Origin of the sequence: Streptomyces sp. NPDC102451, from assembly GCF_044765485.1 — a bacterium.
GTDB lineage: Bacteria > Actinomycetota > Actinomycetes > Streptomycetales > Streptomycetaceae > Streptomyces.
The window spans coordinates 93,905-120,447 of sequence record NZ_JBIWKD010000010.1; the positions used below are offsets into that span (position 1 = coordinate 93,905).

23 protein-coding genes and 1 pseudogene are annotated in these 26,543 nt (G+C 72.6%); 14 read left to right on the forward strand and 10 right to left on the reverse strand.

What is annotated here, in order from left to right:
- Positions 1-75: 75 nt before the first annotated feature.
- Both ACIRD8_RS22805 and ACIRD8_RS22810 read left to right on the forward strand, forming a co-directional pair.
- A complete protein-coding gene (locus ACIRD8_RS22805) occupies positions 76-1,314 on the forward strand; it encodes a type ISP restriction/modification enzyme (protein WP_403994406.1) in 1,239 nt (412 codons plus the stop codon).
- A pseudogene (locus ACIRD8_RS22810) lies at positions 1,315-1,489 on the forward strand (CoA transferase); the annotation flags it as partial. It lies immediately after the preceding gene.
- Between the two features lie 51 nt (positions 1,490-1,540).
- Here ACIRD8_RS22810 and ACIRD8_RS22815 read toward each other — a convergent pair.
- Entirely contained in the window at positions 1,541-1,804 is a 264-nt protein-coding gene (locus ACIRD8_RS22815) for a hypothetical protein (RefSeq protein ID WP_104790182.1), read from the reverse strand.
- 208 nt (positions 1,805-2,012) lie between these two features.
- On the opposite strand from ACIRD8_RS22815, the gene ACIRD8_RS22820 reads away from it, so the two are divergent.
- Positions 2,013-3,143 (forward strand): serine/threonine-protein kinase, encoded by a 1,131-nt coding sequence (locus ACIRD8_RS22820; RefSeq protein WP_403994409.1) that lies wholly within the window; start codon positions 2,013-2,015, stop codon positions 3,141-3,143.
- 82 nt (positions 3,144-3,225) lie between these two features.
- On the opposite strand, the gene ACIRD8_RS22825 is transcribed toward ACIRD8_RS22820, so the two are convergent.
- Positions 3,226-4,032, reverse strand: a complete 807-nt coding sequence (locus tag ACIRD8_RS22825; RefSeq protein WP_403994411.1) for an SGNH/GDSL hydrolase family protein — start codon at positions 4,030-4,032, stop codon at positions 3,226-3,228.
- Between the two features lie 789 nt (positions 4,033-4,821).
- On the opposite strand from ACIRD8_RS22825, the gene ACIRD8_RS22830 reads away from it, so the two are divergent.
- The 4 genes from ACIRD8_RS22830 to ACIRD8_RS22845 all read left to right on the forward strand — a co-directional run bounded on the left by ACIRD8_RS22830 (position 4,822) and on the right by ACIRD8_RS22845 (position 8,641).
- The gene (locus ACIRD8_RS22830; protein ID WP_403994701.1) at positions 4,822-5,592 is read left to right on the forward strand and encodes a glycosyltransferase family 2 protein; all 771 of its coding nucleotides are present in this window, start codon (positions 4,822-4,824) and stop codon (positions 5,590-5,592) included.
- Positions 5,589-6,590 carry a glycosyltransferase family 2 protein gene (locus tag ACIRD8_RS22835; RefSeq protein ID WP_403994414.1) on the forward strand — a complete coding sequence of 334 codons (1,002 nt, stop codon included), beginning with the start codon at positions 5,589-5,591 and terminating at the stop codon, positions 6,588-6,590. Before ACIRD8_RS22830 ends, ACIRD8_RS22835 begins: the two co-directional genes overlap by 4 nt.
- A gap of 74 nt (positions 6,591-6,664) precedes the next feature.
- Entirely contained in the window at positions 6,665-7,432 is a 768-nt protein-coding gene (locus tag ACIRD8_RS22840) for a polysaccharide deacetylase family protein (protein ID WP_403994704.1), read from the forward strand.
- 114 nt (positions 7,433-7,546) lie between these two features.
- Positions 7,547-8,641, forward strand: a complete 1,095-nt coding sequence (locus tag ACIRD8_RS22845; protein ID WP_403994417.1) for a DUF5925 domain-containing protein — start codon at positions 7,547-7,549, stop codon at positions 8,639-8,641.
- Between the two features lie 22 nt (positions 8,642-8,663).
- Here ACIRD8_RS22845 and ACIRD8_RS22850 read toward each other — a convergent pair whose 3' ends face one another.
- Positions 8,664-9,038 (reverse strand): GntR family transcriptional regulator, encoded by a 375-nt coding sequence (locus ACIRD8_RS22850; protein WP_403994420.1) that lies wholly within the window; start codon positions 9,036-9,038, stop codon positions 8,664-8,666.
- Positions 9,039-9,131: 93 nt separating this feature from the next.
- Between ACIRD8_RS22850 and ACIRD8_RS22855 the strand changes: the two genes are divergently transcribed.
- From ACIRD8_RS22855 to ACIRD8_RS22865, 3 genes are all read left to right on the forward strand, one after another.
- Positions 9,132-10,052, forward strand: coding sequence for a GNAT family N-acetyltransferase (locus ACIRD8_RS22855; RefSeq protein ID WP_403994423.1), 921 nt, complete (start codon positions 9,132-9,134; stop codon positions 10,050-10,052).
- Positions 10,033-10,542, forward strand: a complete 510-nt coding sequence (locus ACIRD8_RS22860; protein WP_403994425.1) for a DUF402 domain-containing protein — start codon at positions 10,033-10,035, stop codon at positions 10,540-10,542. The genes ACIRD8_RS22855 and ACIRD8_RS22860 overlap by 20 nt, the downstream gene beginning before the upstream one ends.
- 114 nt (positions 10,543-10,656) lie before the next feature.
- Positions 10,657-11,400 (forward strand): SDR family NAD(P)-dependent oxidoreductase, encoded by a 744-nt coding sequence (locus ACIRD8_RS22865; RefSeq protein WP_403994427.1) that lies wholly within the window; start codon positions 10,657-10,659, stop codon positions 11,398-11,400.
- Between the two features lie 12 nt (positions 11,401-11,412).
- On the opposite strand, the gene ACIRD8_RS22870 is transcribed toward ACIRD8_RS22865, so the two are convergent.
- From ACIRD8_RS22870 to ACIRD8_RS22885, 4 genes are read right to left on the reverse strand one after another with little or no spacing between them, the layout of a single operon-like run.
- A complete protein-coding gene (locus ACIRD8_RS22870; RefSeq protein ID WP_403994429.1) occupies positions 11,413-12,891 on the reverse strand; it encodes a trifunctional class I SAM-dependent methyltransferase/NUDIX hydrolase/VOC family protein in 1,479 nt (492 codons plus the stop codon).
- Between the two features lie 54 nt (positions 12,892-12,945).
- Positions 12,946-14,433: a tripartite tricarboxylate transporter permease gene (locus tag ACIRD8_RS22875; protein WP_403994431.1), complete on the reverse strand. Its 1,488-nt coding sequence runs from the start codon at positions 14,431-14,433 to the stop codon at positions 12,946-12,948.
- 3 nt (positions 14,434-14,436) lie between these two features.
- Positions 14,437-14,970: a tripartite tricarboxylate transporter TctB family protein gene (locus ACIRD8_RS22880; protein ID WP_403994433.1), complete on the reverse strand. Its 534-nt coding sequence runs from the start codon at positions 14,968-14,970 to the stop codon at positions 14,437-14,439.
- On the reverse strand, positions 14,967-15,950 hold the full coding sequence (locus ACIRD8_RS22885; protein WP_403994436.1) for a Bug family tripartite tricarboxylate transporter substrate binding protein: 984 nt from the start codon (positions 15,948-15,950) through the stop codon (positions 14,967-14,969). The genes ACIRD8_RS22880 and ACIRD8_RS22885 overlap by 4 nt, the downstream gene beginning before the upstream one ends.
- Positions 15,951-16,040: 90 nt before the next feature.
- On the opposite strand from ACIRD8_RS22885, the gene ACIRD8_RS22890 reads away from it, so the two are divergent.
- From ACIRD8_RS22890 to ACIRD8_RS22900, 3 genes are all read left to right on the forward strand, one after another.
- Complete coding sequence (locus ACIRD8_RS22890) at positions 16,041-16,781, forward strand: response regulator (RefSeq protein ID WP_403994439.1); 741 nt, start codon at positions 16,041-16,043, stop codon at positions 16,779-16,781.
- A gap of 128 nt (positions 16,782-16,909) precedes the next feature.
- Entirely contained in the window at positions 16,910-18,484 is a 1,575-nt protein-coding gene (locus ACIRD8_RS22895; RefSeq protein ID WP_403994442.1) for an alkaline phosphatase D family protein, read from the forward strand.
- A gap of 200 nt (positions 18,485-18,684) precedes the next feature.
- The gene (locus ACIRD8_RS22900) at positions 18,685-19,716 is read left to right on the forward strand and encodes a lytic polysaccharide monooxygenase (protein WP_403994445.1); all 1,032 of its coding nucleotides are present in this window, start codon (positions 18,685-18,687) and stop codon (positions 19,714-19,716) included.
- A gap of 52 nt (positions 19,717-19,768) precedes the next feature.
- Here the strand turns inward: ACIRD8_RS22900 and ACIRD8_RS22905 are convergent, their stop codons facing one another.
- From ACIRD8_RS22905 to ACIRD8_RS22915, 3 genes are all read right to left on the reverse strand, one after another.
- Positions 19,769-20,653 carry an esterase/lipase family protein gene (locus ACIRD8_RS22905; protein ID WP_403994448.1) on the reverse strand — a complete coding sequence of 295 codons (885 nt, stop codon included), beginning with the start codon at positions 20,651-20,653 and terminating at the stop codon, positions 19,769-19,771.
- A 157-nt stretch (positions 20,654-20,810) separates the two neighbouring features.
- Positions 20,811-21,809 (reverse strand): hypothetical protein, encoded by a 999-nt coding sequence (locus tag ACIRD8_RS22910; protein ID WP_403994451.1) that lies wholly within the window; start codon positions 21,807-21,809, stop codon positions 20,811-20,813.
- Entirely contained in the window at positions 21,806-25,267 is a 3,462-nt protein-coding gene (locus ACIRD8_RS22915) for a DNA polymerase III subunit alpha (protein WP_403994454.1), read from the reverse strand. Before ACIRD8_RS22915 ends, ACIRD8_RS22910 begins: the two co-directional genes overlap by 4 nt.
- Before the next feature lie 155 nt (positions 25,268-25,422).
- On the opposite strand from ACIRD8_RS22915, the gene ACIRD8_RS22920 reads away from it, so the two are divergent.
- Positions 25,423-26,469 carry a DUF3533 domain-containing protein gene (locus tag ACIRD8_RS22920; protein ID WP_403994457.1) on the forward strand — a complete coding sequence of 349 codons (1,047 nt, stop codon included), beginning with the start codon at positions 25,423-25,425 and terminating at the stop codon, positions 26,467-26,469.
- The last annotated feature ends 74 nt before the right edge of the window (positions 26,470-26,543 follow it).

The window sequence follows — 26,543 nt, forward strand, 5'->3', positions numbered from 1 at the left end:
CCGGCGCTCGTGGCGGCCACGGCCGGTCGTTACGATGCCGGGGGCGGCGGACGTGGCGACGGGGAGGACGACACGGTGGCAGCAGGGACGGCGGCCGGAGCCGGCGGGAGCGGTGCGCTCCCCCTGCTGGACGACCTCATGCCCTGGTCGGTGCGCCCCCTGAGACCGGGGCGCTCCTGGGTGACCGCCCCCGACGCCGCCTCGCTGCGGGCCCGCTGGGGCCTGCTGGCGGAGGCGGAAGGCGCCGAGCAGGAAAGGCTGTTCGGGCCCAGCCGCTCCCGTACGCCGCTGACCCCGGCCGCGGCGCTGCCGGGCAGGTCGACCGGGACGAGCGCGTTCGCGCGGGACCCCGGGCCGTATCCCGAGCCGGTACGGATCGCGCACGGCCCCTTCGACGAACAGTGGCTGATTCCCGACCACCGGCTGCTCGACGCGGCCCGCCCCGAGCTGTGGCGGGTCGCCGACGGGCACCAGATCTTCGCCGTCGAGCACGGCTACGTACCCCAGGACGGCGGGCCGGCCCTGTCCGTGACCTCGCTGCTGCCCGACGGCCACTCCCCCGCGGGGCGGCCCGGCCGGATACGGCCGCTCTACCGGCGGCCGGGCGGCCGGGAGCCCAATCTCGCGCCGGGTCTGACCGCCGAGCTGACCGCCCGCTACGGGACGCCGGTCACCGCCGGATCCGTCCTGGCCTGGGTCCTTGCCGCCGCCCGCCCCTCCCCCGCCGGGCCGCTCGTCCCGCTGCCCGCCGACGGCGCGCTGTGGGCGCGGGGTGTGGAGCTGGGAGAGGAACTGCTGCGCGTCCAGCTGCGCGGGGCGCGGGGCGGGGAACGCCCGCGCCTGCCCGGCGGCCGGCGCCCGTATGTGCGGGCCGCGATCCCGCCCCGGCCGGAGGGGCTGCGCTACGACGCCGCCGAGGAGGCGCTCCTCCTCGGCGAGGGACGCGTCTCGCCCGTTCCCGCAGGGGCCTGGGACTTCAGGGTCGGCGGGGTGCGGATGCTGGAGCTGTGGTTCGAGCGCCGGGCGACGGCGGCGGAGGGACGCGCGGTGGAGGGGCTGGCGGCGGTGGGGCCGCGCGGCTGGCCTCAGGAGCGGACCTCGGAGCTGCTGGAGCTGATCACCGTCCTGGCGCTGCTCGCGGGGCTGCGGCCCGGGCAGCAGGAGCTGTGGGAACGGCTGGAGGAGGCGGACGCCCTGACCCAGAACGGGCTGCGCGCGGCCGGGGTGCTTCCCGTCCCGGCGTCGGCCCGGCGGCCGGCGTCCGTGCTCGACCACCAGGAGGAGGGCCCGGAGGGGCAGTTCGCACTGCTCTGAGCACGCGGGAAGTGGCCACCGCTGTCGGCGTGTCGCGGGCCGAGGACGCTGCTGGGCGGGCGCCGGGTCGCCGGTGGGTGCCGTACCGGCGCTGGAGGAGCACACCGACGCAACGCTGCCGGCCCTGGGGATGACGGACGGGCGGAGAGCAGCACTGCGCCGGGACGGAGTGATCGTGGACGCGGCCCCGAGCGGAGGGACCGGACCGGTCGTGTACAGCCGTCGGTCAGCGGCGGCTGCCGAAGAGCGAGCGCCGCAGTCGCCGCAGGGGGGCGAAGAGCGAGACACGCGCGCTCCTGCTCCTGCGGGTGTGCGCGGCGTCGCGCGAGGTGAGCTCGAGCATCAGCAGCGTCGCCTCCGCCGACTCGCGCTGCGGAACGGCGGGGCCGCCCAGCACTGCGAGATGGCGGTCGAGGCGCGAACTGGTCGCACCGCTCCCACATGTGATGGCAGGCACACGCGGCCTGCTGCGCACCGTTATCTGTTCCATGTCACTCCCCACCCGTACGAGGGCACCCGGCCCGGGCAGGTTAACCCTATCGTCCCGCAGTGACACTCGTGTATCCCGGCCGCAGGATTGCACACCTGTGCACGGCGGTTGACGGCCCGTTACCGGATCCTGTCGGCCCCGGGGCGAGTTGGGTTAGCTTGGAGGGGATTCGTCCGTACTGCGCACCGCTGCTGATGGAGGGTCACCGATGAGCGAAGTCCCGGGTACCGGACGTGTGATCGCGGATCGTTACCGCCTTCTGGACCCGCTGGGCGAGGGCGGGGCGAGCGTCGTGTGGAGCGCCCGTGACGAGGTGCTGGGGCGCGAGGTGGCCGTCAGGGAGGTGCGGGCACCGGCGGCCCTGTCCGCCGCCGGCACCGAGCTGCTGCACTCCCGCCTGGAGCGGGAGGCCAGGGCGGCGACCCGCTTCTCGCACCGCAACGCCGTCGCCGTGCATGACGTGGTCACCCAGGACTCCCGGCCCTGGATCGTGATGGAGCTGGTCCGGGGACTCGCCCTGTCCGACGTGCTGGCCGCCGACGGCCCGCTGTCCCCCCGGCGCGCCGCCCGGATCGGTGCGGAGGTGCTCGCGGCGCTGCGCGGCGCCCATGAGGCCGGTGTGCTGCACCGCGACGTGAAGCCGGGCAACGTCCTGCTGGCGAACGACGGACAGGTGATGCTGAAGGACTTCGGCATCACGCCTGCCGACGGCCTGTCCGGCCTCACCGTGACGGGTGAACCGATCGGCTCGCCGGAATACCTCGCGCCCGAGCGCGCGCTGGGGCGCACGCCGGGGCCCGAATCCGACCTCTGGTCGCTCGGCGTGCTTCTGTACGCCTCCACCGAGGGGCGGTCGCCGTTCGGCCGTGATGATCCGCGGGACACCCTGCGCGCGGTGGGCGAGGAGGAACCGCCGCCCCTTCGCCGGGCGGGCGCGCTCGCCCCTGTCATCGAGGGGCTGCTGCACAAGGACCCGGACGGGCGGCTCACGGCCACGGACGCGGAGCGCCGGCTGCGGATCCTGGCCGCGGGCGGGACCGGATCGCCCGGCGGCGGGCCGGCGGGACCGCCACCGCCGCCGACGACGGACGGCACGGCCGAGGAGGCCGGGTCATCCGGAACCGCCCCGGGCACAGCGGAACCCGCCGGCCGTACGAGGCGCACGGGCGTTCTGGTGGCCGTGGGAGCGGTCGTGGCGCTGCTCATCGCCGGGGGCCTGGTCTGGGCGCTGGCCGGGGGCGACGACGACACGGACGGGAGGGGCGGCGGGAAGGTCTCGCCGGGCGCGGCAACGCTCACCGTGCGGCACGGGCCCGTGGACGCCGTCCGGCTCCGGTGACGGCGGAGGAGGGAACCCCGCGGGGCGGGGCCCCCTCCTCGGCGTACGGCTGAACCGGTGTGTCGCGCCGCGGACGGTGCGGTCAGGCCTTCGAGCTGAGGACGGGCAGGTAGCCGCCCGACTGCCCTGCGGCGGTCGGGTGGTAGGACTCACCGATGTTGAGCCAGTTCACGCTGTGCAGCCAGGCGCTGCCCGAGCAGATCTCGTGCCCGGTGAAGGTCGAGGTGACGTCGCCGAAGGTGAAGCCGTGGTCCGCCGCGCGCTTGGCGGTGGCCGCGTTGAGGTAGTCGGCGGCGCCGTTGATGGCGGAGCGTTCCTTCTCGCTCAGACCGGCGATGCAGCTGCCGCCGAGCTGGTAGAAGCGGGGGTAGCCGAGGACGACGACGTGGGCCGAGGGGGCTTTGGCGCTGATCGCCGCGTACACGGAGTCCAGTTTGCCGGGGAGGGTCGAGTCGACGTAGGCGCGGGCGGTGGCGATCCGGCTGAGACAGGTGGCCTCGGACTGCAGGACACAGGTGGTCATGACGTCGGCGAAGCCCGCGTCGTTGCCGCCGATGGAGATCGAGACGAGGTCGGTCGCGGAGGTCAGGGGGCCGAGCTGACCGGCCGTGACATCGCCTGTCCTGGCGCCCGAGCAGGCGGTGAAGGCGAACGAGGCGGGGTTGTTGGCCGCCTTCCAGAGAGCGGGGTAGGCGCGGGTGCTGCGCTTGCAGTCGCCGCTGGCACTGTCGTAGCTGCCGGCGCCGACACCCGACGAGTACGAGTCCCCCAGGGCGACGTAGTCGACGGCTGCGGATTCCTTGGCCTGGGCGACGCCGGCACCGGTCAGAGCGAGAAGGGTGCCGAGCAGGAGAGAGGACGAGAACGCCACGAGTCTGGACATTTTCATGGAACCTCCTTGGGCAGGATCTCTGCCTACTCCGTGGTAGCAGTACCGGACGGAATTCCGGAAGTGTCCATGCCAAGAAGCTTCGACAAGGCGTCCTTGACTGCCCCCTGGCGTTACGTCACATTGAAATCCGGCATCCGGCGCGCTGGGGGGCAAAGTCGCCAATGCGGATCATCAGCAGCGAGACAGGGACAGTCGGGGCAGAAGTGACGTCCGGCCAGGCAGGCGGAGCGGTGACAGAGGCGGGGGCCGGCGCTTGCCGGGATCAATTCACCACCGCGCGCTCCTTGTGCGCCCTTTCACCTCTTCGCGACCCCGGCCCCCGAGTTCCACACCAGGCCGGCGGGATTAGGAAGCGTCAATTCCGCGCCCGAATGTGACAGTTCCGTCAAAGTCTGAAAATAGCGAGACGTCCTTGCATGTCTTGCCATACAGTTCCAATCGTTCATACCGCCATAGATCAACCCGCAAAGGCCCATCACGCAGGCGGCTCCAGGGGAGGGCTCAGGAAGCCGCGGTGGATACCGGAGCGGGGCACGGTAGGGGGGTGCCGTGCCCAGCGGCCGTACTCGGGTCGAGTCGGTCGCCGCGCGGCCAGTTGTGTCACCTCATCCAGCCAGCTCGGAGCGTCATGCCGTCATGGCCGGGGTGAGAACCCCCCTTTCGAACCGGACCTTTATCCGGACTGCCCGGGGGCGGGCCGTCCACCGGACGAGAGGGAAAAGACTCATGAGTTCAGTTCTGCCTTCCTCGATCAGACCTGCCACCGAAGAGACCGAATCCGCTCGAATGGAGAGCGAATACCGGCCGATCTCCTCGCACCTCGCGATAGCGCCGCCGGTAAGTGTCGTGATCCCCGCCATGAACGAGGCGGAGAATCTTCCCCATGTGTTCAAGACGCTGCCCGACTGGATTCATGAAGTCGTGCTCGTGGACGGCAATTCGACCGACGACACCGTCCGGGTCGCCCGTGAACTCAGGCCCGACGTCGTGGTCGTCAAACAGGTCGGCAAGGGCAAGGGTGACGCCCTGATCAGTGGCTTCGCCGCCTGCACAGGCGAGATCATCGTGATGGTCGACGCGGACGGCTCGGCGGACGGCGAGGAGATCGTCAGCTATGTCTCCGCCCTGGTCGGCGGCGCCGACTTCGCCAAGGGTTCCCGCTTCGCCAACGGCGGCGGCACGGACGACATGACACCCGTGCGCAAGCTCGGCAACCGCGCGCTGTGCACGGTGGTCAACCGCAAGTTCGGAGCCCGCTACACCGACCTCTGCTACGGCTACAACGCCTTCTGGAAGCACTGCCTGGACAGGATCACCCTGGACTGCACCGGCTTCGAGATAGAGACCCTGATGAACATCAGGGTGGTCAAGGCCGGCCTCAGGGTCCAGGAGGTTCCCAGCCACGAGTACAACCGCATCCACGGCGTCAGCAATCTCAGCGCCGTACGGGACGGGCTCCGGGTGCTCAGGGTGATCCTCACGGAGAAGCGCGTACGCCGCGGCGGGCGCCGGACGGCCGCCGCTCCGGCCATGATCGGCCGGGGACAGGGCCTGTGAGTCCCCGGGACCACTCCGTCGTCATCTGCGTCTACACCGAGGAGCGCTGGGAGGACATCCGGGAGGCCGTCGCCTCGGTCCGCGCGCAGTCCCTGTCCGCGGAGGAGATCCTCCTGGTGGTGGACCACAATCCGGCGCTGCTGCGTCGTCTGACCGGGGAGTACGGGGACCGTCCGGAGGTGCGGGTGCTCGCGAACGCGGGCCCCCGCGGTCTGTCGGCGGGCCGGAACACCGGCATCGCCGCCGCGCGGGGCACGATCGTCGCCTTCCTCGACGACGACGCGGTGGCCGAGCCGGACTGGCTGCGCCACTTCGACAAGGGCTACGACGATCCGCGGGTGATGGCCGTCGGCGGCCGGACCCTGCCCTCGTGGGCCTCGGGCCGCAGGCCGCTCTGGTTCCCGGAGGAGTTCGACTGGGTCGTCGGGTGCAGCTACCTGGGGCTGCCGCCCGGCACGGTCCGCGTCCGTAACGTCCTCGGCGGCAACGCCTCGTTCCGGCGTACGGCCTTCGACGCGGCGGGCGGCTTCGCCACCGGCATCGGACGGGACGGCGGCAAACGGCCGCTGGGCGGCGAGGAGACCGAGCTCTGCATCCGGCTGAGCCGCGCACTCCCCCACGCCGTCCTGCTGATCGACGACCGTGCCGTGATCCGCCACAAGGTCCCCGGGGTGCGGGAGCGCTTCGGCTACTTCAGTACGCGTACGTACGCCGAGGGGCTCTCCAAGGCCCTCGTCGCCCGGAGCGTCGGGGCGGGCAGGGGGCTGGAGTCCGAGCGCCGCTACACCACCCGGGTGCTCCCGGCCGGGGTGCTCCGGGGCGTACGGGACTTCCTGCTCGGCCGTCCCGGCGGGGCGGGCCGCGCCGGAGCCGTCGTGACGGGGGTGCTGGCGGCGGCGGCCGGTTACGCAGTGGGGAGCGTACGCGTCCGGCGCGACGGTGTGTCCTTCGCCGTGCCGGCGATCCAACCGGCGGGCGCTGCCGAGGAGGTGCCGTGAGCGGGGCGGAGCCGGCGGCCGGGGCGGGTCCGGTGGACAGGGCGGGCCCGGTGGACAGGGCCGTGCCGATCCTGATGTACCACGCCGTCGGCCACCGTCCGGCCGACGGCGTGTACGGCCTCTCCGTGTCGCCCGGGGCCTTCCGTAGGCAGATGGAGATCCTGGCCCGGCGCGGCTTCACCCCGCTCACGACGGCCGCGCTGGGCGAGCACTGGCGCACGGGGCGGCCCCTGCCGCCCCGGCCGGTGCTGATCACGTTCGACGACGGCTACGAGGGGGTGCACCGGCACGCGCTGCCGGTGCTCGCCGAGCACAGTTTCGCGGCCACCGTCTTCGTCACCACCGGCTGGCTGCGCGGGGCGTACGACGAGGGCGGCGCCCTGGACACCATGCTCGACTGGGGCCAGGTGCGTGAACTCGCCGCGACGGGTGTGGAGATAGGCGGCCACAGCCACACCCACCCGCAGCTGGACCAGCTCGACGGGGCGGCACTGCGGGCCGAGACCGTGCGTTGCCGGGAGATCGTCACCGCCGAACTCGGCGCCGCTCCGGTCTCCTTCGCCTACCCCTACGGCTACTCCACCCGTCGGGTGCGGCAGTCGGTCCGGGCGGCCGGCTTCGCGCAGTCCCTCGCCGTGGGCAACGCCCTGGCGCGCCGCCGCCAGGGGCCGTACGCCCTGGAGCGGGTGACCGTCCGCCGTGGCACGAGCGCCGCCGCCTTCGCACGGCTGGTCGAGGGCAGGTCGGTCGCCCGGGGGTTCGCGGTGGACCGGGTGCTCACCAAGGGGTTCGCCGTCGTGCGCGGCGCGCGCCGGGCGCACCGCGGGTTCGGGGGCTCCTGAGCCGTGGCCGCCCGGAGCCTCTCGTCCGGATCGGACCTGATCCGGACGAGAGCCCCCGGGGCAGCTCCTGAAACCTGGGTGCGCGGGGTGCCGCCGTGCCGGATCATGGGCGCCATGTCTGCCAACCCCGAGTCCGCCCTGCCGATCCGGCTCAACGTCGATGACAGCGATTCGCCGTCCGACGTCGTGGACGCGCTGTTCCTGGGCCGCTTCGCGACGGGCGAGCAGCCGTATTCGCACAGTTCCTCCCTCGACCGGGTCAAGTCGGGGGCGACCCTGCTCCCGACGGCGGCCACGGTCCTGCGGGCGGCCCGTGACGACGACCGCAGCGCGACGCTCGCCGAGGGCGACGGGTGGACGCTGCTCGTCTCGCGGTGGAACCGGGGCGCCGACGTCACGGTCACGGCCACCACCGCCGAGCTGGCCGGGAAGGTCCTGTCCGAGGCGACCGACGGGGCCCAGGACGAGCCGGAGCCGCAGCCCGAGAACGTCACCATGGGCTTCTGGTACGTCTCCCCGCGCCGGGGCCCGCACCGCACCACCCGGCAGATCGCCGCCGGCACCTGGGACGAGGTCCGGCCCAACTACACGGCTCCGGTGGCCGACGCGATGGACCGGCTGATGAAGGTGACCCCCGACGACATCGCCGGACGCCTGCTCCTGCTGCACGGCCCTCCCGGCACGGGCAAGACCTCGGCGCTGCGCACCCTCGCCCGGTCCTGGCGCGACTGGTGCCAGGTCGACTGCGTCCTGGACCCGGAGCGGCTCTTCAACGACGTCGGCTATCTGATGGACATCGCCATCGGTGAGGACGACGGTTCGGCGAAGGGGCGGTGGCGGCTGCTGCTCCTGGAGGACTGCGACGAGCTGATCAGGGGCGAGGCGAAGCACACAGCGGGTCAGGCGCTGTCCCGGCTGCTCAACCTGACGGACGGCCTGCTGGGCCAGGGACGGAATGTGCTGGTGGGGGTGACGACCAACGAGGACCTGGAGCGGCTGCACCCCGCGGTGGTCAGGCCGGGCCGCTGCCTGGCCCGCATCGAGGTCGGCTCGCTGACCCGTGCGGAGTCGGCGTCCTGGCTGGGTACGGAGGAGGGGCTCGGCCGCGAGGGCGCGACGCTCGCCGAGCTGTACGCCCTGCGGCGGGGCAGCGGCCCCGCGTCCGTGCCGAAGCAGGACGCGGGTGCGGACGCGGGGCTGTACCTCTGAGCCCGGCCTCCCATCGGGCGGGCTACCGCGCGTAGGCCGCCCGCACCGCGTCCTCGGCCAGGGACAGTGCGTCGGCCCTGGACAGGCCGAGGCGCTGGGCCTGATCGGCGTACTCCTGCGCCGCCGTCGCCGCGTGCCGGGCGGCGGCGTCGCCCGCGGCGGCGACGAACGTCCCGTTGCGCCCCCGCGTCTCGATCACCCCGTCGGTCTCCAGGGCGCGGTAGGCCTTGGCCACGGTGTTGGCGGCGAGGCCCAGTTCGCCGGCGAGGCCGCGTACGGTCGGGAGACGGTAGCCGACGGGCAGGGCGCCGGAGCGGGCCTGTTCGGACAGCTGGGCGCGCAGCTGTTCGTACGGGGCGGTGGCGGAGTCCGGGTCAACGGCGATCTTCAGGGTCACGGGCCGATTCTCTCCCACAGGGTGGTCCCGTCACCGGCCGCGCCGCCGCAAATTCGGAGGCGGCCCGACGGCACCCCGGGTTAGCGTCCGCGCATGACGGTCCTCGTACGTGACTTCCGGCCCGCCGACGCCGATGCCTGGGTACGGGTGCGGCGTGCCGCGCTGCCGTACATGGTGACGACTCCGGAGCAGGTCCTGAGCGACCTTGCCGACGCCCATCCCGACCGGCGGTACCGCCTGCTGGTCGCCGAGGAGGACGGCGAGGTGATCGGGACGGCGCAGGTGGGCATCTCGCACGAGAGCCCGACGCCGGGCCAGGGGTTCTGCAATCCGTACGTACATCCGGACAGGATGGGCCGGGGCGCGGGGTCACTGCTGGTGCGGGCCGGTGAGGAGCATCTGGCCGCCGCGGGTGCGACCGCCGTCTACACCTGGGTCCTCGACGAGCCGGCCAACCGGGCGTTCGCCGGGAAGCGGGGCTATGCGGCGCGCCGGCCGGCGCACTTCCTCCGGCTCGGTCTGGCGGACGGCGCGCTGCCGCCGCTCCAGGAGGTTCCTGTCGGCGTCGGGCTGCTGACGGCGGCCGACTTCGAGGACGATCCGCGCCCGCTGTTCGAGGCCGATGCGGAGGTGACCGCGGACGAACCGAGCGATGTCCAGGTGGAGTTCTCCGACTACGAGAACTGGCTGGCCTCGACCTGGCGGCGGCCCGGCTTCGACCACGCGCTGACCACGGTCGTGACGGTGGACGGGCGGATCGCGGCGTTCAGCGCGGCGCAGACCGACGGTCTGACGCGCTACTGGTCGGGCATGACCGGCACGCTGCGCGCCTTCCGCGGCAGGGGGCTGGCGAAGCTCGCCAAGAACGACTCCCTGCACCGGGCGCGGGCGGCCGGGTACACGGACGCCTACACCGGCAACGACGCCGAGAACGGCCCGATGCTGGCGGTCAACCGCTGGTTCGGCTACGAGATCTGCGCAACGGAGGTTCGCCATGTCCGCCGTCTCCCCTGAGCACGGCCTGTCCGGGAACACCCTGTCCGTCCACCTGGTCAAGGCGGGCAGCACCAAGATCCGCTACCCGGCGGACCTCGTCGGCGACGACGGCACCCGCATCACCGTCCGGGCCCCCTGGGCGGCTCCGGGAGTCCGGGACTTCGGCTTCGTACGGTTCGAGCCGGGCGACGTCTTCACCGAGCACTACTGGCGCGACCGGTGGTACGCCGTCAAGGAGGTCCGCACCGGAGCGGGACAGTTGAAGGGCTGGTACTGCGACATCACCCGGCCCGCCGTGCTCCGGGACGCCGAACTCCTGGTCGAGGACCTGGACCTGGACCTGTGGGTGTCGGCGGACGGCGCGTCCGTGCTGCGGCTGGACGAGGACGAGTTCGAGGAGAGCGGCCTGCCGGACCGGGACCCTGAGGCCGCCGGCGAGGCCCTGCGCGCCCTGGACGAACTGGAGCACCTGGCCCGCACCGAAGGGCTGGCGGGGCTGGTCGGCTGAGAGCAGCCCGGGCCTTATATGTGCATTATGCACACCGCAGGTATGATGCATATGCAAGGCGTCGTGTGGGGGCACGTAGCGCCGGAACACACGAGCGGAAGGAACCACACGGACATGACACTGGAGAGCAAGGTCGCGATCGTCACCGGCGGCGCGTCCGGCATCGGGGAGGCCGTCACCCGGCTGTTCGTCGAGCGCGGCGCGCGGGTCGTCGTCATCGATCTCCAGCAGGCGGCCGGGGACGCCGTCGTCGCCGACCTGGGGGATGCCGTGGCGTTCCTCCAGGGTGACGTCTCCGACCGTTCCGTGGCCGACCGGGCCGTCTCCACGGCCGTGGAGCGCTTCGGCAAGCTCGACGTCCTGGTGAACAACGCCAGCGCCTCCCGGGTGCGCCCCTTCGTGGAGCAGACCGAGGACGACTGGAAACTCGCCCTGGACACCGGCCTGTTCGCCACCCGCAACTTCATGGTCGCCGCCTACCCGGAGCTGCGGAAGGCCCAGGGCGCGGTGGTCAACTTCGCTTCGGGCGCGGGCATCGACGGCCAGCCGAACCAGGCGTCGTACGCGGCGGCCAAGGAGGCCATCCGCGGCCTGAGCCGGGTCGTCGCCAACGAGTGGGCAGCCGAGCAGATCCGGGTCAACGTCGTGTCGCCGATGGCGAGGACGGCGGGCGTCGCCCAGTGGGCGGAGGCCAACCCCGAGCAGTACAGGCTGTCTGCCGCCAAGGTCCCGCTCGGCCGCTTCGGGGACCCGATGAAGGACGTCGCGCCGGTCGTCGCCTTCCTCGCGAGCGACGACGCCCGCTACATCACGGGGCAGACCCTGATGGCCGACGGCGGAGCGATCAAGCTCCGCTGACCGGCCGGGCTCTCACGGCGCGACGAGCTCGACCTCGTATCCCGCCGTGTTCTCCAGGTACGCCGCGTAGTGGCCGCTGCCGCCGGCGTACGGGTGGAGCTCGGGGAAGAGGAGCCGCCAGCCGTGACCGGGGGCGGCCGCCACCAGGGCGTCGAGCGCGGCCCGGTCCCGGACGTGGAACGCCAGGTGGTTGAGGCCCGGGCGCAGCCGGTCGTGCGGCCCCCCGGAGCCGTCCGGTGACCGCTCGGCGACCACATAGCTGTCGCCGCGCCGCCAGCTCCTGCCGTGCGCCCAGCGCTGGTACGGGACATGGCCCAGCCGGCCGAGCAGCCAGCCCCACTGCGCCTCCGCCTCCGCCAGGTCGGGCACCCACAGCTCGATGTGGTGGACCCGGCCGGTGGGGACGGCGGACACCGGCAGCGGGACGGCACGCTGGATCCCGTCCGGGTCGTGGGCGACACCGTCGGCGTCCTGGTGCCAGTGGATCAGGAAGCGCTGCTCGGCGCGGTATCCGTCGAGGCCGGCACGGCAGTACGCCACCATGTCGTCGGGCAGCGCGTCCAGGGGGAACCAGTCCAGCTCGGAGCACTTGTCCGGCTCCGCGTTGCGGGGCGGGCGCGCGGGGTCGTGGTCCGCCTCGAAGAACCAGCCCATCCTGGGGCTGCCGCCCGGGCCCCTGTGCTGCATGACCAGGGCCACCCGGAGCTCGTCCGGATCCAGCTCGACGCCGATCTCCTCGGCCGCCTCCCGGACCATCGCCGCCCTGACGTCCTCGCCGTCCTCAGCGTGACCTGAGGGGATGCTGAGCAGTCCGTCCGCGTATCCCGTGCCGGCCCGCCGGGCGAGCAGGACGTCGGAGCCCCTGCGCAGGACGAGGTGGACGTCGACGATCTCGGTGTGCCGGTGCGGTGGCTCGGCCCTGGCCACCAGGGCGTACCTCTCGTCGTCGACCTCCTTGCCCCAGAGCAGGGGGTCGCCGGAGAGCGGCTCGTGGTGGACGCGCTCGGTGTGCTCGGTGAGGAGCGCGGTGAGGCGGTCGGCGGAGAGTCCGGTGCCGTTCCACACGCCTTCGACCAGGATCAGCCGGCCGCCCGGCCGCAGCAGCGAGAACCAGTGCCGCAGGACGGCCGCCGGGTCGGGCAGCAGCCACACGACGTGCCGGGCCAGGATCACGTCGAACCGCTGTCTGCCGACCGGGGGGTGCGCCGCGTCACCGACGAGCACCTCGGTGCCGGTCCCGGCCAGCTTGGCCCGTGCCTGCTCCACCATGCGCGCCGACCGGTCGACGGCGGTGACGCGGTGCCCCTGACCGGCGACGAGCAGGGCCAGGCTGCCCGTACCGCATCCGAGGTCGAGGACCGCGGAGCGCGCGGTGGGCAGCCAGGTCTCCATCCGCCGCGCCCAGGCGCTGCGGACCACCGGGTCGAGGAGCCCGTGGTCGGGCTCCTCGTCGAAGGAGTCGGCGGCGGCGTCCCAGTCGATCGTGGTCATGCCCTCGATCCTCTCAGCCGCCACTGACATTCCCTCACTGTTCCCGGCAGGCCTTCACGCCCGGTTCCGTGCCAGCCCCTTCCGCACCAGCGGCCACACCAGGATCAGCGCGACGACGACGTAGACCGTCACGGAGAACGGGGTGTCGACCAGGCCCGTCACGCTTCCGTCGCTGATCTGGAGGGCGCGCCGCAGCTGCTGTTCGGCGGACGGGCCGAGGATGACCGCGATGATCGCGGGCAGCACGGGCAGTCCGTACCGCCGCATCCCGAAACCGATCAGCCCGATCACCAGCAGGATCACCAGGTCGACGGCCTCTCCGCCGACCGCGTACGCCCCGACGGCGGCGAAGAAGAGGATGCCCGCGTAGAGGTAGGGGCGCGGGATCCGCAGGAGCTTCGCCCAGAGCGGTGCGAGGGGCAGGTTCAGCGCGAGCAGCAGCACCATGCCGACGAAGAGGGAGGCGATCAGGCCCCAGACCAGCTCGGGTTCACGTTCGAAGAGGAGCGGGCCGGGCTGGATGCCGTACTGCTGGAAGGCGGCCAGCATGACGGCGGCGACGGCCGTGGTGGGCAGGCCGAGGGTGAGCATCGAGACCAGGGTGCCCGCGGCGGAGGCGGAGGCCGCGGACTCCGGGCCGGCGACGCCCTCGATGGCGCCCTTGCCGAACTCGTCGCGGTGCTTGGAGAGCCGCTTCTCGGTGACGTACGAGAGGAAGGTGGGGATCTCCGCGCCGCCCGCCGGGATCGCGCCGAACGGGAAGCCGATGAGGGGCCCGCGCAGCCAGGACTTCCAGGTGCGCCGTACGTCGGACCTGCCGAGCCAGGGGCGGCCGACGGGGATCGGCTTGCCGCTGGAGCGGCGCAGGTGCGCGGCGACCCAGAGGGCCTCCCCGATGGCGAAGAGCCCGACGGCCACGATCACCACGTCGATGCCGTCGGCCAGTTGGAGCGAGCCGAAGGTCAGCCGCTGCTGGCCCGTCATCTGGTCCAGGCCGACGAGACCGATGGTGAGGCCGATGAGGAGCGACGCGAGGCCGCGGATCCGGGAGGAGCCGAGGACGGAGGTGACGGCGATGAAGGCCAGCACCATGATGGCGAAGTAGTCGGGGGCACCGATGTCGACGGCGAGCGAGGCGACGGTGGGGGCCAGGACGACCAGCAGGATCGTGCCGATCATGCCTCCGGCGAAGTGGCCGATGGCGGCGGCGGCGAGCGCCTGTGCGCCGCGTCCGGCCTTCGCCATCGGGTTGCCCTCGATCGCGGCGACGACGGCCGCGCTCTCCCCCGGGGTGTTGAGGAGGATCGAGGTGGTGGAGCCGCCGAACATCGCGCCGTAGTAGATCCCGGCGAACATGATGAAGGCGCCGGTCGGTTCGAGTCCGTACGTCACCGGCAGCAGCAGTGCCACGGCCATGGCGGGGCCGATGCCGGGGAGCACGCCGATCGCCGTGCCGAGCAGGACGCCGAGAGCGGCCCAGAGCAGGTTGACGGGCGTGAGCGCCGTACCGAAGCCGTCGATGAGGGAGTTGAGGGAATCCATCGGTCAGAGCACCCCCATCAGCGGGCCGCCCGGGAGGGGCACCCCGAGCAGGTTGTCGAAGACGAAGTAGGTCACCAGGGACAGTCCGGCCGCGATGAGCGGATCGCGGTCGTGGTGGCGGCTGCCGAGCGCGTAGGCCGAGCCCCAGAAGAGCAGGGCGCCGGAGATCGGGAAGCCGAGCGGGCCGATGAGGGCGGCGAAGGCGAGGAAGACGCCGGTGAGCAGGGCGACGGTGCGCCGGTCGGCGGGTTCGTCGAGGTCGACGTCCTCGCCGGCCTCCGCCTCGCCGCGGCCGCCCCGCAGGACGTCGACGGCCAGCAGCACGGCGACGGCCAGCAGTCCGATACCGACGGCTATGGGCACGGTCTTCGGCCCGACGGGTCCGCGCTGGGTGATGTCGACGCTCATCGTCAGGGCGTCGGTCAGGACGAGGACGCCCAGCGCGAGCAGCAGGACGCAGACGCCGAGTTCGGAGTGCTCGCGCAGCCAGGTGCGCGCACCGCCGGGCCGGGAAGGTGTGGTGGTCTCGTCGCTCACAGTCCCAGCTCCTTGAGGACGGTGGCGACCCGGCGGTCCTGGCCGTCCAGGAAGTCACCGAAGTCGTCACCGGTGAGGAAGGCGTCGTCCCAGCCGTTCTTCTCCATGGAGTCGCGCCACTGCTTCGAGGCGTGCAGTTCGCTCACCAGCCCGACGAGCTTGTCGCGTTCGGCGTCGGAGAGTCCCGGCGGGGCGACGATGCCGCGCCAGTTGGTGAAGTCGGTGTCGAGGCCGGCCTCGCGGAGGGTGGGCGCGTCGAGGCCGGGGACCCGCTTCGGGCCGGTGACGGCGAGCAGCCGCAGCTCACCGGCCTCGATCTGGTCGAGGTACTCACCGACGCCGGAGACGCCGAAGCCGACCTTGTCGCCGAGGATCGAGGCGAGCAGCTCGCCGCCGCCGTCGAAGGGGATGTAGTTGACCTGCTTCGGGGCGATCCCGGCGGCCTTCGCCATCAGCATGGGGGCGAGGTGGTCGGGTCCGCCGGGCGAGGAACCACCGCCGACGGGGATCTTCCCCGGGTCCTTCTTCCAGGCGGTGAGCAACTGGTCGATCGTCCGGTACGGGGAGTCCTTGGCGACGACGACGATGTCCTGCTCCTCGGTGAGCCGGGCGATCGGGGTGGTGTCGGAGAGGGTCTTTGGCGACTTGTTGGTGTGGACGGCGCCGACGACACCGAGGCCCATGGACATGGCGAGCTTGCCGTTGCCGCGCTCGGCGACCAGCCGGGTCAGGCCGACGGTGCCGCCCGCGCCGGGCAGGTTGAACACCTCGATGCCGTGGGTGAGGTCCGCGTCCTCGGCGTTCTTCGCCGCGGTGCGCGCCGTGATGTCGTAACCGCCGCCGGGTGTGTTGGGAACCATGAAGCGCAGTCCGGGGATCTGCGTGCCGGTGTCGGAGCCGCTGCCGGTGGAGAGCAGCGGGGGCCCGACGACCACCAGCAGCGCTGCCCCGAACAGGGCGAGGGGAGTGCGCAGTCGCACCGGATGCCGCCTTTCGAGCCGTGTACGGACGCGTGTGAGGTGGCCCACATGTTGCCTCCGCGTTAACGAGCTGTCGCCGTTCCGGAACCAATGGTCGTTGTGGTCGTTGTGGTCGCGCCCTACGGTGTCGGCGTGACGAAAGTGCTGGTGGTGGACGACGACTTCATGGTCGCCAAGCTGCACAGCCGGTACGTGTCCGCATTGGACGGGTTTACGGTCGTCGGCGTGGCCCACACGGGCGCCGAGGCCCTGCGCGCGGCCCGCCGGCTCCGTCCCGACCTGGTCCTGCTCGACGTCTTCCTCCCCGACATGGACGGGATCCAGGTGCTGCGGGAGCTGCGCGCGGCGGAGGAGCGCGACGGGGACGCCCACAGCGCGGACGCGCTCTTCATCACGGCGGCGCGCGACGCCGGGGTGGTCAGGGCGGCGCTGCGGGCGGGCGCGCTGCACTATCTGATCAAGCCGTTCCACCGCACGGCGCTCCAGGAGCAGCTCCAGCACGTGGCCTCGCTGCGCAACCGTCTGGACGCGCTGGACGAGGCGCGGCAGGAGGCCCGGCAGGAGGACGTGGACCGTATCTTCGGCACCCGTCCCCCGGGCTCCCGCGAGCTCCCCAAGGGTCTGGCGGCCCACACGGCGGACCTCGTGGAACGCGTCCTGCGCGAGCACCGGGACGGCTTGTCGGCCTCCGAGTGCGCCGAGGCGGGCGCCCTGTCCCGGGTCAGCGCGCGCCGCTACCTGGAGTACTTCGCGGAGACCGGCCGGGCCGAGGTGTCGCTGCGCTACGGCGGGACGGGCCGGCCGGAGCGCCGCTACCGCGCGGTGTCCTGAACCGCTCACCGCACAGCTGTCCTGTTCACGTATCGCTCGGCCCCCGGCCATGCGCTGCGCGTGAGCATGACATCAACGCCCGGGAGCGTGTCCGAGGTTGGCGCAGATCAACCGAGGAGGACGTACCCGTGGTCGCGAATTCCGTGTCCCGCAGGCAGATGTTCGGATTCGGCGGGGCGGCAGCCGCCGCGCTGATGCTCGGGACGGGGGCGTGGGAGGCGCAGTCCGCGTTCGCCGTACCCGCCCTGAAGGGTGACCCGTTCACCCTGGGTGTCGCCTCGGGCGACCCGACGTCGGACGGTGTGGTGCTCTGGACGCGCCTGGCTCCCGAGCCCTTCGCCCAGGACGGTCTCGGCGGTATGCCGGCGAAGCCCGTCCGTGTCCAGTACGAGGTGTCCCTCGACGAACGGTTCCGCCGGGTCGTACGCCGGGGCAGCGTCGTCGCGAGCCCCGAACTGGCGCACTCCGTCCACCCCGAGGTGCACGGGCTCGCCCCCGACCGCACGTACTGGTTCCGTTTCAGGGCCGGCTCGGCGATCTCCCCCGTGGGCCGTACGCGCACCACCCCGGCCCCCTCGGCCTCCCCCCGCGAGCTGAAGTTCGCCTTCGCCTCCTGCCAGGCCTGGCAGGACGGTTACTTCACGGCGTACCACCACATGGCGCGAGAGGACCTCGACCTGGTGGTGCACCTCGGCGACTACCTGTACGAGTCCGGTGTGAAGACGAACAAGCGCGGGGTGGTCACGGACCCGAAGTTCCACACGGAGACCCTCGACCTCGCCCGCTACCGGCTCCAGTACGGCCTCTACAAGTCCGAGGCCCCGCTCCAGGAGGCGCACGCCGCCTTCCCGTGGATCATGACGTTCGACGACCACGAGGTGGAGAACAACTGGGCGGGCGAGATCTCCGAGAACGACGACGACCCGGCGACGTTCCTGCTGCGCCGGGCCGACGCCTTCCAGGCGCTGTACGAGCACGCGCCGCTGCGCCGCACCCAGCTGCCGAAGGGCCCCGACGTACAGATGTACCGCAGGCTCCCCTACGGCCGGCTCGCCGACTTCACCATGCTCGACACCCGCCAGTACCGCGACGACCAGCCGTGCGGTGACGGCGCGTCGGCCGACTGCGACGACCGTTTCGACACCGACCGGACCCTGCTCGGGGCCCGGCAGCGGGACTGGGTCCTCAAGGGCTTCAGCCGTTCGCAGGCGCGCTGGCAGATCCTCGGCAACCAGGCCCCGATGGGCCAGACCGACCAGGACCCCGGCCCGGGCACCACGGTCTGGATGGACCCGTGGGACGGTTACGTCGCCGAGCGCAACCGGCTGCTCGCCGAGGCGGACACCCGCGGGGTGCGCAACCTGGTCGTGATCACGGGTGACCGCCACCAGAACTACGCCTGGGACCTCAAGCGCGACTACGCCGACCCCGAATCGGCCACCGTCGGCTCGGAGTTCGTGGGCACCTCGATCACGAGCGGCGGCGACGGCGCGGACATGACGGCCCAGGGCGAGACGTTCCTCGCGGCCAACCCGCACATGAAGTTCTTCAACAACCAGCGCGGCTACGTGCGCGTCACGGTGGACCGGGAGCGGTGGACGAGCGACTTCCGCGTCCTGCCCTTCGTGACGAAGCCGGACGCGGCGATCAGCACGCGGGCGAGCGTGGTCGTGGAGGACGGGACGCCCGGCGTCCAGGTCTGACGTCCGCTCCCCTGCCGCCGGGCACCTCCGTACCGGGGTGTCCGGCGGCCGGTTCCTGAGCCCTCTCCTAACCGTCCCTTAAGCGCGCCATAACGATCGCCACCTGCGCCTTTTCCCGCCCGGATCCGGTCCCGGAGGCGGCTAGCTTGCTGATCACCAGTCCTGGTCAGAAGCCGTGCCGCCGAAGGAGAACCACCACCATGGCCGTCATCACCACCGCCCGCCGCAAGGTCGCCGGAACCGTCGTCGCGCTCGGCATCGCGCCGCTGGCGCTGACCGGGCTCTCCGCCGTCCCGGCCGCCGCCCACGGTTCGCTGAGCGACCCCGTCAGCCGGGTCTCGGCCTGCTTCGCGGAGGGGCCGGAGAACCCGCAGTCGGGGGCCTGCCAGGCGGCGGTGGCGGCGGGCGGCACCCAGGCGCTGTACGACTGGAACGGCGTGAACATCGCCAACGCGGCGGGCAAGCACCGTGAGCTGATCCCGGACGGCAAGCTGTGCAGCGCGGGCAACGACAAGTTCAAGGGGCTCGACCTGCCGCGCGCCGACTGGCCGTCCACGCCCATGAAGGCGGGCAGCCACACCTTCCGGTTCCGGGCGACCGCTCCGCACAAGGGCTCGTTCGAGCTCTACCTGACCAAGGCGAGCTACGACCCGACGCAGCCCCTGAAGTGGTCGGACCTCCAGGAGAAGCCGTTCGCCACGGCCACCGACCCGACGCTGCAGGACGGGTCGTACGTCTTCGACGGCACCGTGCCTGAGGCGTCGGGGCGGCAGCTGATCTACACGGTCTGGCAGCGGTCGGACTCCCCCGAGGCCTTCTACGCCTGCTCCGACGTGGTCTTCGGCGGTGCGAGCGGCGGCAGCGGTTCCGTCGCGGCCGCTCCGGCGCCGGCCGCGTCCGCCCCGTCCGAGGCGGAGATCGACGAGGGCGCGGGCAAGTCGTCCGTCGAGCACAACGGCCATGGTGACGACGACGCGGCGACCGGCGCGGAGGTCACCGAGGCGGCTCCGGCCGCGGAGGCCGAGGAATCCTCGGCGAACGCTCCCGAGCCGAACGGCGCCGGCGCGTCCCCCGTGGACGCGGCGCCCGGGGACACCGCGCTCGCCGAGACGGGTGGCAGCAGCAGCACCTCGTACCTCGCGATCGGCGGGGCCGCCGCGCTGGCGCTCGGCGCGAGCGCCCTGTTCGTGTCGGTCCGCCGGCGGGCCGCGGGCGGCGCGCACCGCGCCTGACCGGTGACCGGCGGGCCCCCGGAGAACACACCCGGGGGCCCGTCGGCGCGTCTCAGCCGATGACCGAGGCGCAGGTGGTCGGGGTGGCGCGCGCCGGGTCGAGGGCGTTCGCCACCTCGTGGAAGGCGATCCGGTCGATGGTCCCGATCGCCACGTGCTCGGACAGGTCGACCGGGCACAGGTCCTGGAGCAGGACGTTGCGTACGTTCGGTCCGTCCAGGTACTGCGTGCGGTACGGGGTGACGACCTCGTCGTAACGGGTCGCGATGACGGTGTAGCGGACCCCGGGCACGGTGTCGGCGCCCGCGTTGAGCTTCGTGATGAACGCGGAACCGGCGACCTGGTCGGCGAGGCCGGGGGTGTTCATGGTGAGGAGGTCCTCGATCCCCGGGAAATACGGCAGCAGCCGGGTGAGGCCCAGGAGCGTGGTGCCGTGGTTGTCGGGGGCGATCCCGACGAGTGCGTTGACCTTGTCGGCCCCGCCGAGGAACTTCAGGTAGTAGTTGGGCATCATGCCGCCCTGGGAGTGGCCGACGAGGTCGGCCTTCGGGGCGCCGGTGGCGCCGAGCACCTTGTCGACGAACACGTCGAGCTGTCCGGCCGACTTGTCGATCGGGCCGAGTCCGTTGAAGAACGGCACGCCCGGGAGCTGGCCGTAGTCGAGCGAGAAGACGCAGTAGCCCCGGTTGACGAGGTACGGCGCGAGGACCAGCCAGTTGTCGACCGAGTTCCCGAAGGTTCCGTGGACGAGGACGACCGGGCGGGGGTGGGCTGCGGAGGGCTTGCAGGAGTAGTCGTTCCATCCACGGGACGGAGCGGCGGCTTCCGCCGCGGTCGCGGTCGCCGTGGGGGCGACGAGCGCGGTGACGGCGAGGAGGAGGGCGGCGAGGGTGCGGCGGGCGCGTGGGGAGCGCCGGGCACGGGTCCAGGGCAGCATCGGTTGATCTCCTTGCGGCTCAAGGGAGTTGCGATGTCGTGCGCCCTGCGGTCCGGACCACAAGTGAGATACGTCTCTACGTGCTCATGCCAAGTTACGCATGGGTAAGGTCGCGGGGGAAGTTACGCGTCGGTAAAAAGATTCCGGGTGCCCGAGGTCAGGCCGCGAGCCGCCCGGGCTTCACCACCTGCGGACCGAACCTCGCCCGCAGCCTGTCGGACACCGCCTCGATCCGCCGCGCCCGTTCGTCCACCGGGTCGAAGGTGAGCTGGTGGGCGGCGCGTTCCGCGTCGTGGAGCCCTTCCGCCCGCAGCCCGATCCCCCGCACCCGCGCCCGCTGCAGGGCGAACGAGTCCTGGATCCGGTACGCGAGCAAGGTGAGCGCCGCCGAGTGGGCGGTGGGCTCCTGGAGCGTACGGCTGCGGGTCAGCGTCGCGTAACCGGTGCGGTTCGCGTAGCGCACGGAGACCGCGAGGGAGCGGCACACCTGCCCGTCGCCGCGCAGCCTGGCCCCCAGCTCCTCGGTGAGCGAGAGGAGCGCGCGGCGGTGCTGCTCCGGGTCCAGTTCGTCGCGGGGGAAGGAGCGTTCGGCGGCGATCGACCGGGCGGCGGCGTTGGGCACGACCCGCGTACGGTCGATGCCGTTGGCCCGCTCCCACAGCTCGCGCCCGGCCCGAACGCCGGTGATCCGCTGCAGGGTGGCGAGCGGTGCGGCGGCTATCCGGCCGATGGAGTCGAGCCCGTATCCGCACAGGGTGCGCGCGGTCGCCGGCCCGACGCCGTCCAGTGCGGCGGCGGGCTTGGACGCGAGGAAGCCGGCGTGCTCACCGGGGGGCACCACGAAGGTCGTTCCGGCCGTCGCCTGCCGTGCGGCCATCCTGGCCAGCATGGGGTTGGTGGCCGCCCCGATCGCGCAGTCCACGCCGTGCAGGGCCAGCGCGCGCACCCGGATCACGGAGGCCAGACCTGCCGTGTCCTGCCCGAAGTAGCGCAGGGCGCCGCTGACATCGGCGAGCGCGGCGCCGGGCGGGGCCGCCTCGACGACCGGGGTGAACGCCCCGAGGAGGGCGAGGAGTCCCTCGTAACGCGCGCTGTCCGGCAGTCCGCCGCCGATCAGGCGGAACCGCAGGCACAGGACGGCAGGCCGGTCGTTCATCCCGCGCTCCCCTGGCTCTGGTGCCACAGCTTCCTTCCGGTGGGTGTCCCTTCACCGGCGGGCTGGAGATCGGACCACGGGTTCATCTCGTAGCCGGTCGGCAGCTGGATGCGGCGGCCGTCGTCGGCGGCCTTCTCCTCCTCGCCGGAGGCGGGCTCCTCCGCCAGCCGCGCCGCGACCGCGTCGAGGCCGCCGGTGCGCCGGAGTTCGGCCAGCTCCGCCAGGTTCCAGGCGGCCGAGCCGACCACGCTCAGGCTGCGCGCGCCGCGCCGCTGGACCACTCCGCGCACGAGCAGCAGCCAGGAGTGGAAGACGGTGTGCGCGCAGGCGGCGTGGCTGTCGTCGAAGAAGGCGAGGTCGACCAGGCCGGTCCCGTCGTCGAGGGTGGTGAAGATGACCCGGCGCCCGGAGCGGACCGGCGGGGTCTGGGTGGCCACCTTGGCACCCGCGACCAGCACGGTCTCCCCGTGTCCGGCCTCCCGCAGCCGCTTGGCGGAGATCGCGCCCAGCTCCTCCAGGAAGGCGTGGTGATCGCCCATCAGATGACGCGACACATCCATGCTGAGGACGCCGAGCTCGGCGCTGAGGCGTTCGGCGTCATTGAGGTCGGGCAGCCCGACGGTGCCGGTCCTGTGCCCGCCGCCGAGCGGGAGCTGGGCTCCCGCCGCACCGGAACCGGAGCTCCGCTGGGCGCGGTGCAGCTCGGACAGGTGCAGCAGCAGATCACGGCGGTTGGCTCCGAAGGCGTCCAGCGCGCCGACCTGGGCCAGCCGTTCCGCGGCCGGCTTTCCGGGCCTGGCCCGCTGCCAGAAGTCCAGCAGCGAGGTGTAGGGCTGCCCGGTCTCGATCCGGGCTACCTCGGCCTCGCTGATGCCGTGGACGTCCGAGAGAGCCAGCCGCAATCCCCATTTCTCACCATTGTCACCAGACACCAGTTCGATCCTATGGGTGGCCGCCGACCGGTTCACGTCCAGCGGCAGCACCGGTACCCCGCGCCGCCGCGCGTCCGCGAGCAGCAGCCGCTTCGGGTACATCCCGGGGTCGTGCGTGAGCAGCCCGGCGTAGAAGGCCGCCGGGTGGTGCGCCTTGAGCCAGGCCGACTGGTACGTCGGCACGGCGAAGGCGACCGCGTGCGCCTTGCAGAAGCCGTAGCTCCCGAACGCCTCGATGATCTCCCAGGCACGGGCGATCACCTCGGCGCCGTACTTCCTGCGCGCCGCCTGCTGGGCGAACCAGACCCTGATCCGGGCCTGCGACCCGGGGTCGGAGAGCCCGCGCCGCACCCGGTCGGCCTCACCGCGTCCGCAGCCGGTCATGATGTCCACCATCTCGATGATCTGCTCGTGGAAGACGACCACCCCGTAGGTGTCGCGCAGCGTCTCCTCCAGATCGGGATGGGGATGGCGCACGGGCGCGCGGCCGTGCCTGGCCTCGATGAACGGCCGCACCATGTCGGCGGCGACCGGCCCCGGCCGGAACAGCGAGATGTCGACCACCAGGTCGTGGAAGGTGGCGGGCTGGAGCCGGCCCACCAGGTCGCGCTGGCCGGGCGACTCGATCTGGAAGCAGCCCAGCGTCTCGGCGCTCCTGATCAGCCGGTACGTCTCGGGGTCGCCCTGCGGTACGGCGTCCAGGTCGACCTCCCGCCCCGAGGCCCGCTTCACCTCGGTCACCGCGTGCGCCATCGCCGACTGCATCCGTACGCCGAGGACATCGAGCTTGAGCAGCCCGAGGTGCTCCACGTCGTCCTTGTCGAACTGGGACATCGGGAAGCACTCGCCGCTGGTGGGCACGACCGGGGTACGGCGCAGCAGCGCGCCGTCCGAGAGGAGCACCCCGCACGGGTGCATGGCGATGCCGCGCGGCAGGGCGTCCAGGGACTCCACCAGGTCCCAGAGCCGACCGTACCGCTCCTTCCGCCCGGCCACGGCGCGCAGTTCGGGCAGCTCCTCCATCGCGGCGCGGGCGTCCCTGGCCCGGATGTGCGGGAAGGCTTTGGCGAGCCGGTCGGTCTCGGCCGGGTCCATGGAGAGCGCGGCGCCGACGTCGCGGATGGCGTGGCGCACCCGGTAGGTCTCGGGCATGGAGACGGTCGCGACCCGCTCGGCGCCGAAGCGTCCGATGATCGCGCGGTAGACGTCCAGCCGGCGGGCGGACTCCACGTCGATGTCGATGTCGGGCAGCACGAAGCGCCGCTTGGACAGGAACCGCTCCATGAGCAGCCCGTGTTCGACCGGGTCGGCGTGGGCGATCCCGAGCAGGTGGTTGACCAGGGAGCCGGCCCCGGATCCGCGTGCGGCGACCCGTATGCCCATGCTCTTCACGTCGTCGACGACCTGGGAGACCGTCAGGAAGTAGGAGGCGAAACCGTGGTGGGCGATGATGTCCAGCTCGCGGTGCATCCGGTCCCAGTAGTCGCGCCTGCGGTCGTAGCCGTGCCGCACCATGCCCGCGGCGGCGCGGGAGGCCAGCACCCGCTGGGCGGTGCGCCGCCCGGCGCCGACGAGGTGCGGTTCGGGGAAGTGGACGCTGCCGAGCCCCAGGTCGTCCGACGGGTCGACGAGGCAGGCGTCGGCGGTGTGCCGGGTCTCCGCGAGCAGCCGCTCACCGGCACCCTGTCCGAGCCCCGCGGCAGAGGTGATCCGCTCGGCGGTCTCCCGCATCGCATGGGCGTCCTTGAGCCAGCGCTCCCCGCTGTCGAGGGGGGAGCGGCGCGGGTCGACGGGGACGAGCCGGCGGGCCGAGTCGAGTACGTCGGCGACGGGGCCCTGCCCGGGGTCGGCGTACCGGACGGCGTTGGTCAGCACGGCCCGCACCCCCTGCTCGGCGGCGAAGCCGACGGTACGGGCGGCGAGCCGCAGCGATCCGGGGCCGGTGCCCTCGCGGCCGTGGTGGACGGCTTCCAGGCGCAGGGCGTCGCCGTAGATCTCCCGCCAGGGAGCGAGCAGCGCGGCGGCCCGGTCCGGCCTGCCCGCGGCCAGCGCGGCGCCCACCTCGGAGGCGGGGCCGAGCAGCACGGTGAGCCCTTCGGCGGGCAGCGCGTCCCGGCCGACCAGGGGCTGCCCGGCGTCCGGGACCCCGGCGCCGGGGGCGTGGGCGGCGCTGACCAGTCGGCACAGCCCGGCCCAGCCACGGGCGCCGTCCCGGGCGAGGAAGGTGACCCGGGGTGCGGATTCATCGACAAAGGCACCTCCGCGGACCGGTGTACGCGGCTTGTGCGTACGCCCTTCCCCGCCGATCTGCGGCGCCACCGCGAGTTCCGCCCCGAAGAGCGGCCGTATCCCGGCCTCCTCACAGGCCCGGGCGAAGCGGACCGCACCCGCGAGGCTGTCCCGGTCGGTCAGCGCGAGAGCGTCCATCCCCCGCTCGACGGCACGCTCGACCAGCCGCTCCGGGTGCGACGCCCCGTACCGCAGGGAGAACCCGGAAACGGTATGCAGATGCGTGAACCCTGGCATCCGCACCTCCTGGACCGATCCGTACTCACCACCCCTCGCTCTCCACCATAGACCAAGTTTCGAACGTTCGTACGATAACCAGGGGCGGGGCCACCTCTCCGCCATTCGGCCCGCTCCCGCCTGCGCGAACGGCGCACCGCCCCGACCGTGGGGGCATGACTTTCGCTGACGAGGTGAAGAGCGCCGTCACCACACGGGCCGCACTGCTGGTCATCGGCGTACTGGCACTGCAGCTGCTGTTCATCGCCTCCTACGTCGGCGCGCTGCACAGGCCCGACCCGACGGATGTCCCCTTCGGGGTCGTCGCTCCGAAGCAGACGTCCGGACAGCTCGTCACCCAGCTGGACCGCCTGCCGGGCGGCCCGCTCGATCCGCGCGCGGTCGCCGACGAGGGCGAGGCCCGCCGGCAGATCCAGAACCGCGACCTCGACGGCGCCCTGATCGTCAGCCCCACCGGGTCGACCGACACCGTGCTCGTCGCCTCCGGCGGCGGAACCGTACTGGCCAACACCCTGGTCAAGATCATCAAGGAGGCGGACGGCCCCCGGGGGCGCACGGTGCGGACCGTGGACGTGGCCCCCGCCTCCCCGGGCGACTTCAACGGCCTCTCGTCCTTCTACCTGGTCGTGGGCTGGTGCGTCGGCGGCTACCTCTGCGCCTCGATCCTGGCGATCAGCGCGGGCGCCAAGCCCGCCAACCGGCAGCGCGCGGTGATCCGCACCGGGGTCATGGCGCTGTACTCGATCGCGGGCGGGATCGGCGGCGCGATCATCATCGGTCCGATCCTCGGCGCGCTGCCGGGCAGCTTCTGGGCGCTGTCCGGCCTGGGCGCCCTGATCGTCTTCGCGGTCGGCATGATCACGCTCGCCCTGGAGGCGCTCACCGGGATCGTCGGCATCGGCCTGGCCGTCCTGATCGTCGTGATCGCGGGCAACCCGAGCGCGGGCGGCGCCTTCCCGCTGCCGATGCTGCCCGACTTCTGGCGGGCGATCGGCCCGGCCCTGCCACCGGGAGCGGGGACCTGGACCGCGCGCTCGATCGCGTACTTCAGGGGCAACGCGGTCACCGGTCCCCTGCTGGTGCTCTCGGCCTGGGCGGCCGTCGGCACGATCCTGACGCTGTTCCTGTCGATGCGCCGCCGGGACACGGACGGCACGCCGCCGGAGGCGGCCCCCTCCGGCGGCAGCTCACGCCTCGGCTGACGACGGCCCGCGCCGTACCGCCCTCGGCCCGGGCGCCGGCGCGGAGCGGCGCCGATCGGGCGTACATGCGCAGC

Bases quoted from the DNA above. Each gene is read 5' to 3' on its own strand.
- ACIRD8_RS22815 (WP_104790182.1), bottom strand. From the start codon at position 1,804: ATGGAACAGATAACGGTGCGCAGCAGGCCGCGTGTGCCTGCCATCACA.
- ACIRD8_RS22820 (WP_403994409.1), top strand. From the start codon at position 2,013: ATGAGCGAAGTCCCGGGTACCGGACGTGTGATCGCGGATCGTTACCGC.
- ACIRD8_RS22825 (WP_403994411.1), bottom strand. From the start codon at position 4,032: ATGAAAATGTCCAGACTCGTGGCGTTCTCGTCCTCTCTCCTGCTCGGC.
- ACIRD8_RS22830 (WP_403994701.1), top strand. From the start codon at position 4,822: ATGGAGAGCGAATACCGGCCGATCTCCTCGCACCTCGCGATAGCGCCG.
- ACIRD8_RS22840 (WP_403994704.1), top strand. From the start codon at position 6,665: ATGTACCACGCCGTCGGCCACCGTCCGGCCGACGGCGTGTACGGCCTC.
- ACIRD8_RS22845 (WP_403994417.1), top strand. From the start codon at position 7,547: ATGTCTGCCAACCCCGAGTCCGCCCTGCCGATCCGGCTCAACGTCGAT.
- ACIRD8_RS22855 (WP_403994423.1), top strand. From the start codon at position 9,132: ATGACGGTCCTCGTACGTGACTTCCGGCCCGCCGACGCCGATGCCTGG.
- ACIRD8_RS22860 (WP_403994425.1), top strand. From the start codon at position 10,033: ATGTCCGCCGTCTCCCCTGAGCACGGCCTGTCCGGGAACACCCTGTCC.
- ACIRD8_RS22865 (WP_403994427.1), top strand. From the start codon at position 10,657: ATGACACTGGAGAGCAAGGTCGCGATCGTCACCGGCGGCGCGTCCGGC.
- ACIRD8_RS22870 (WP_403994429.1), bottom strand. From the start codon at position 12,891: ATGACCACGATCGACTGGGACGCCGCCGCCGACTCCTTCGACGAGGAG.
- ACIRD8_RS22875 (WP_403994431.1), bottom strand. From the start codon at position 14,433: ATGGATTCCCTCAACTCCCTCATCGACGGCTTCGGTACGGCGCTCACG.
- ACIRD8_RS22890 (WP_403994439.1), top strand. From the start codon at position 16,041: ATGGTCGTTGTGGTCGTTGTGGTCGCGCCCTACGGTGTCGGCGTGACG.
- ACIRD8_RS22900 (WP_403994445.1), top strand. From the start codon at position 18,685: ATGGCCGTCATCACCACCGCCCGCCGCAAGGTCGCCGGAACCGTCGTC.
- ACIRD8_RS22905 (WP_403994448.1), bottom strand. From the start codon at position 20,653: ATGCTGCCCTGGACCCGTGCCCGGCGCTCCCCACGCGCCCGCCGCACC.
- ACIRD8_RS22910 (WP_403994451.1), bottom strand. From the start codon at position 21,809: ATGAACGACCGGCCTGCCGTCCTGTGCCTGCGGTTCCGCCTGATCGGC.
- ACIRD8_RS22915 (WP_403994454.1), bottom strand. From the start codon at position 25,267: ATGCCAGGGTTCACGCATCTGCATACCGTTTCCGGGTTCTCCCTGCGG.
- ACIRD8_RS22920 (WP_403994457.1), top strand. From the start codon at position 25,423: ATGACTTTCGCTGACGAGGTGAAGAGCGCCGTCACCACACGGGCCGCA.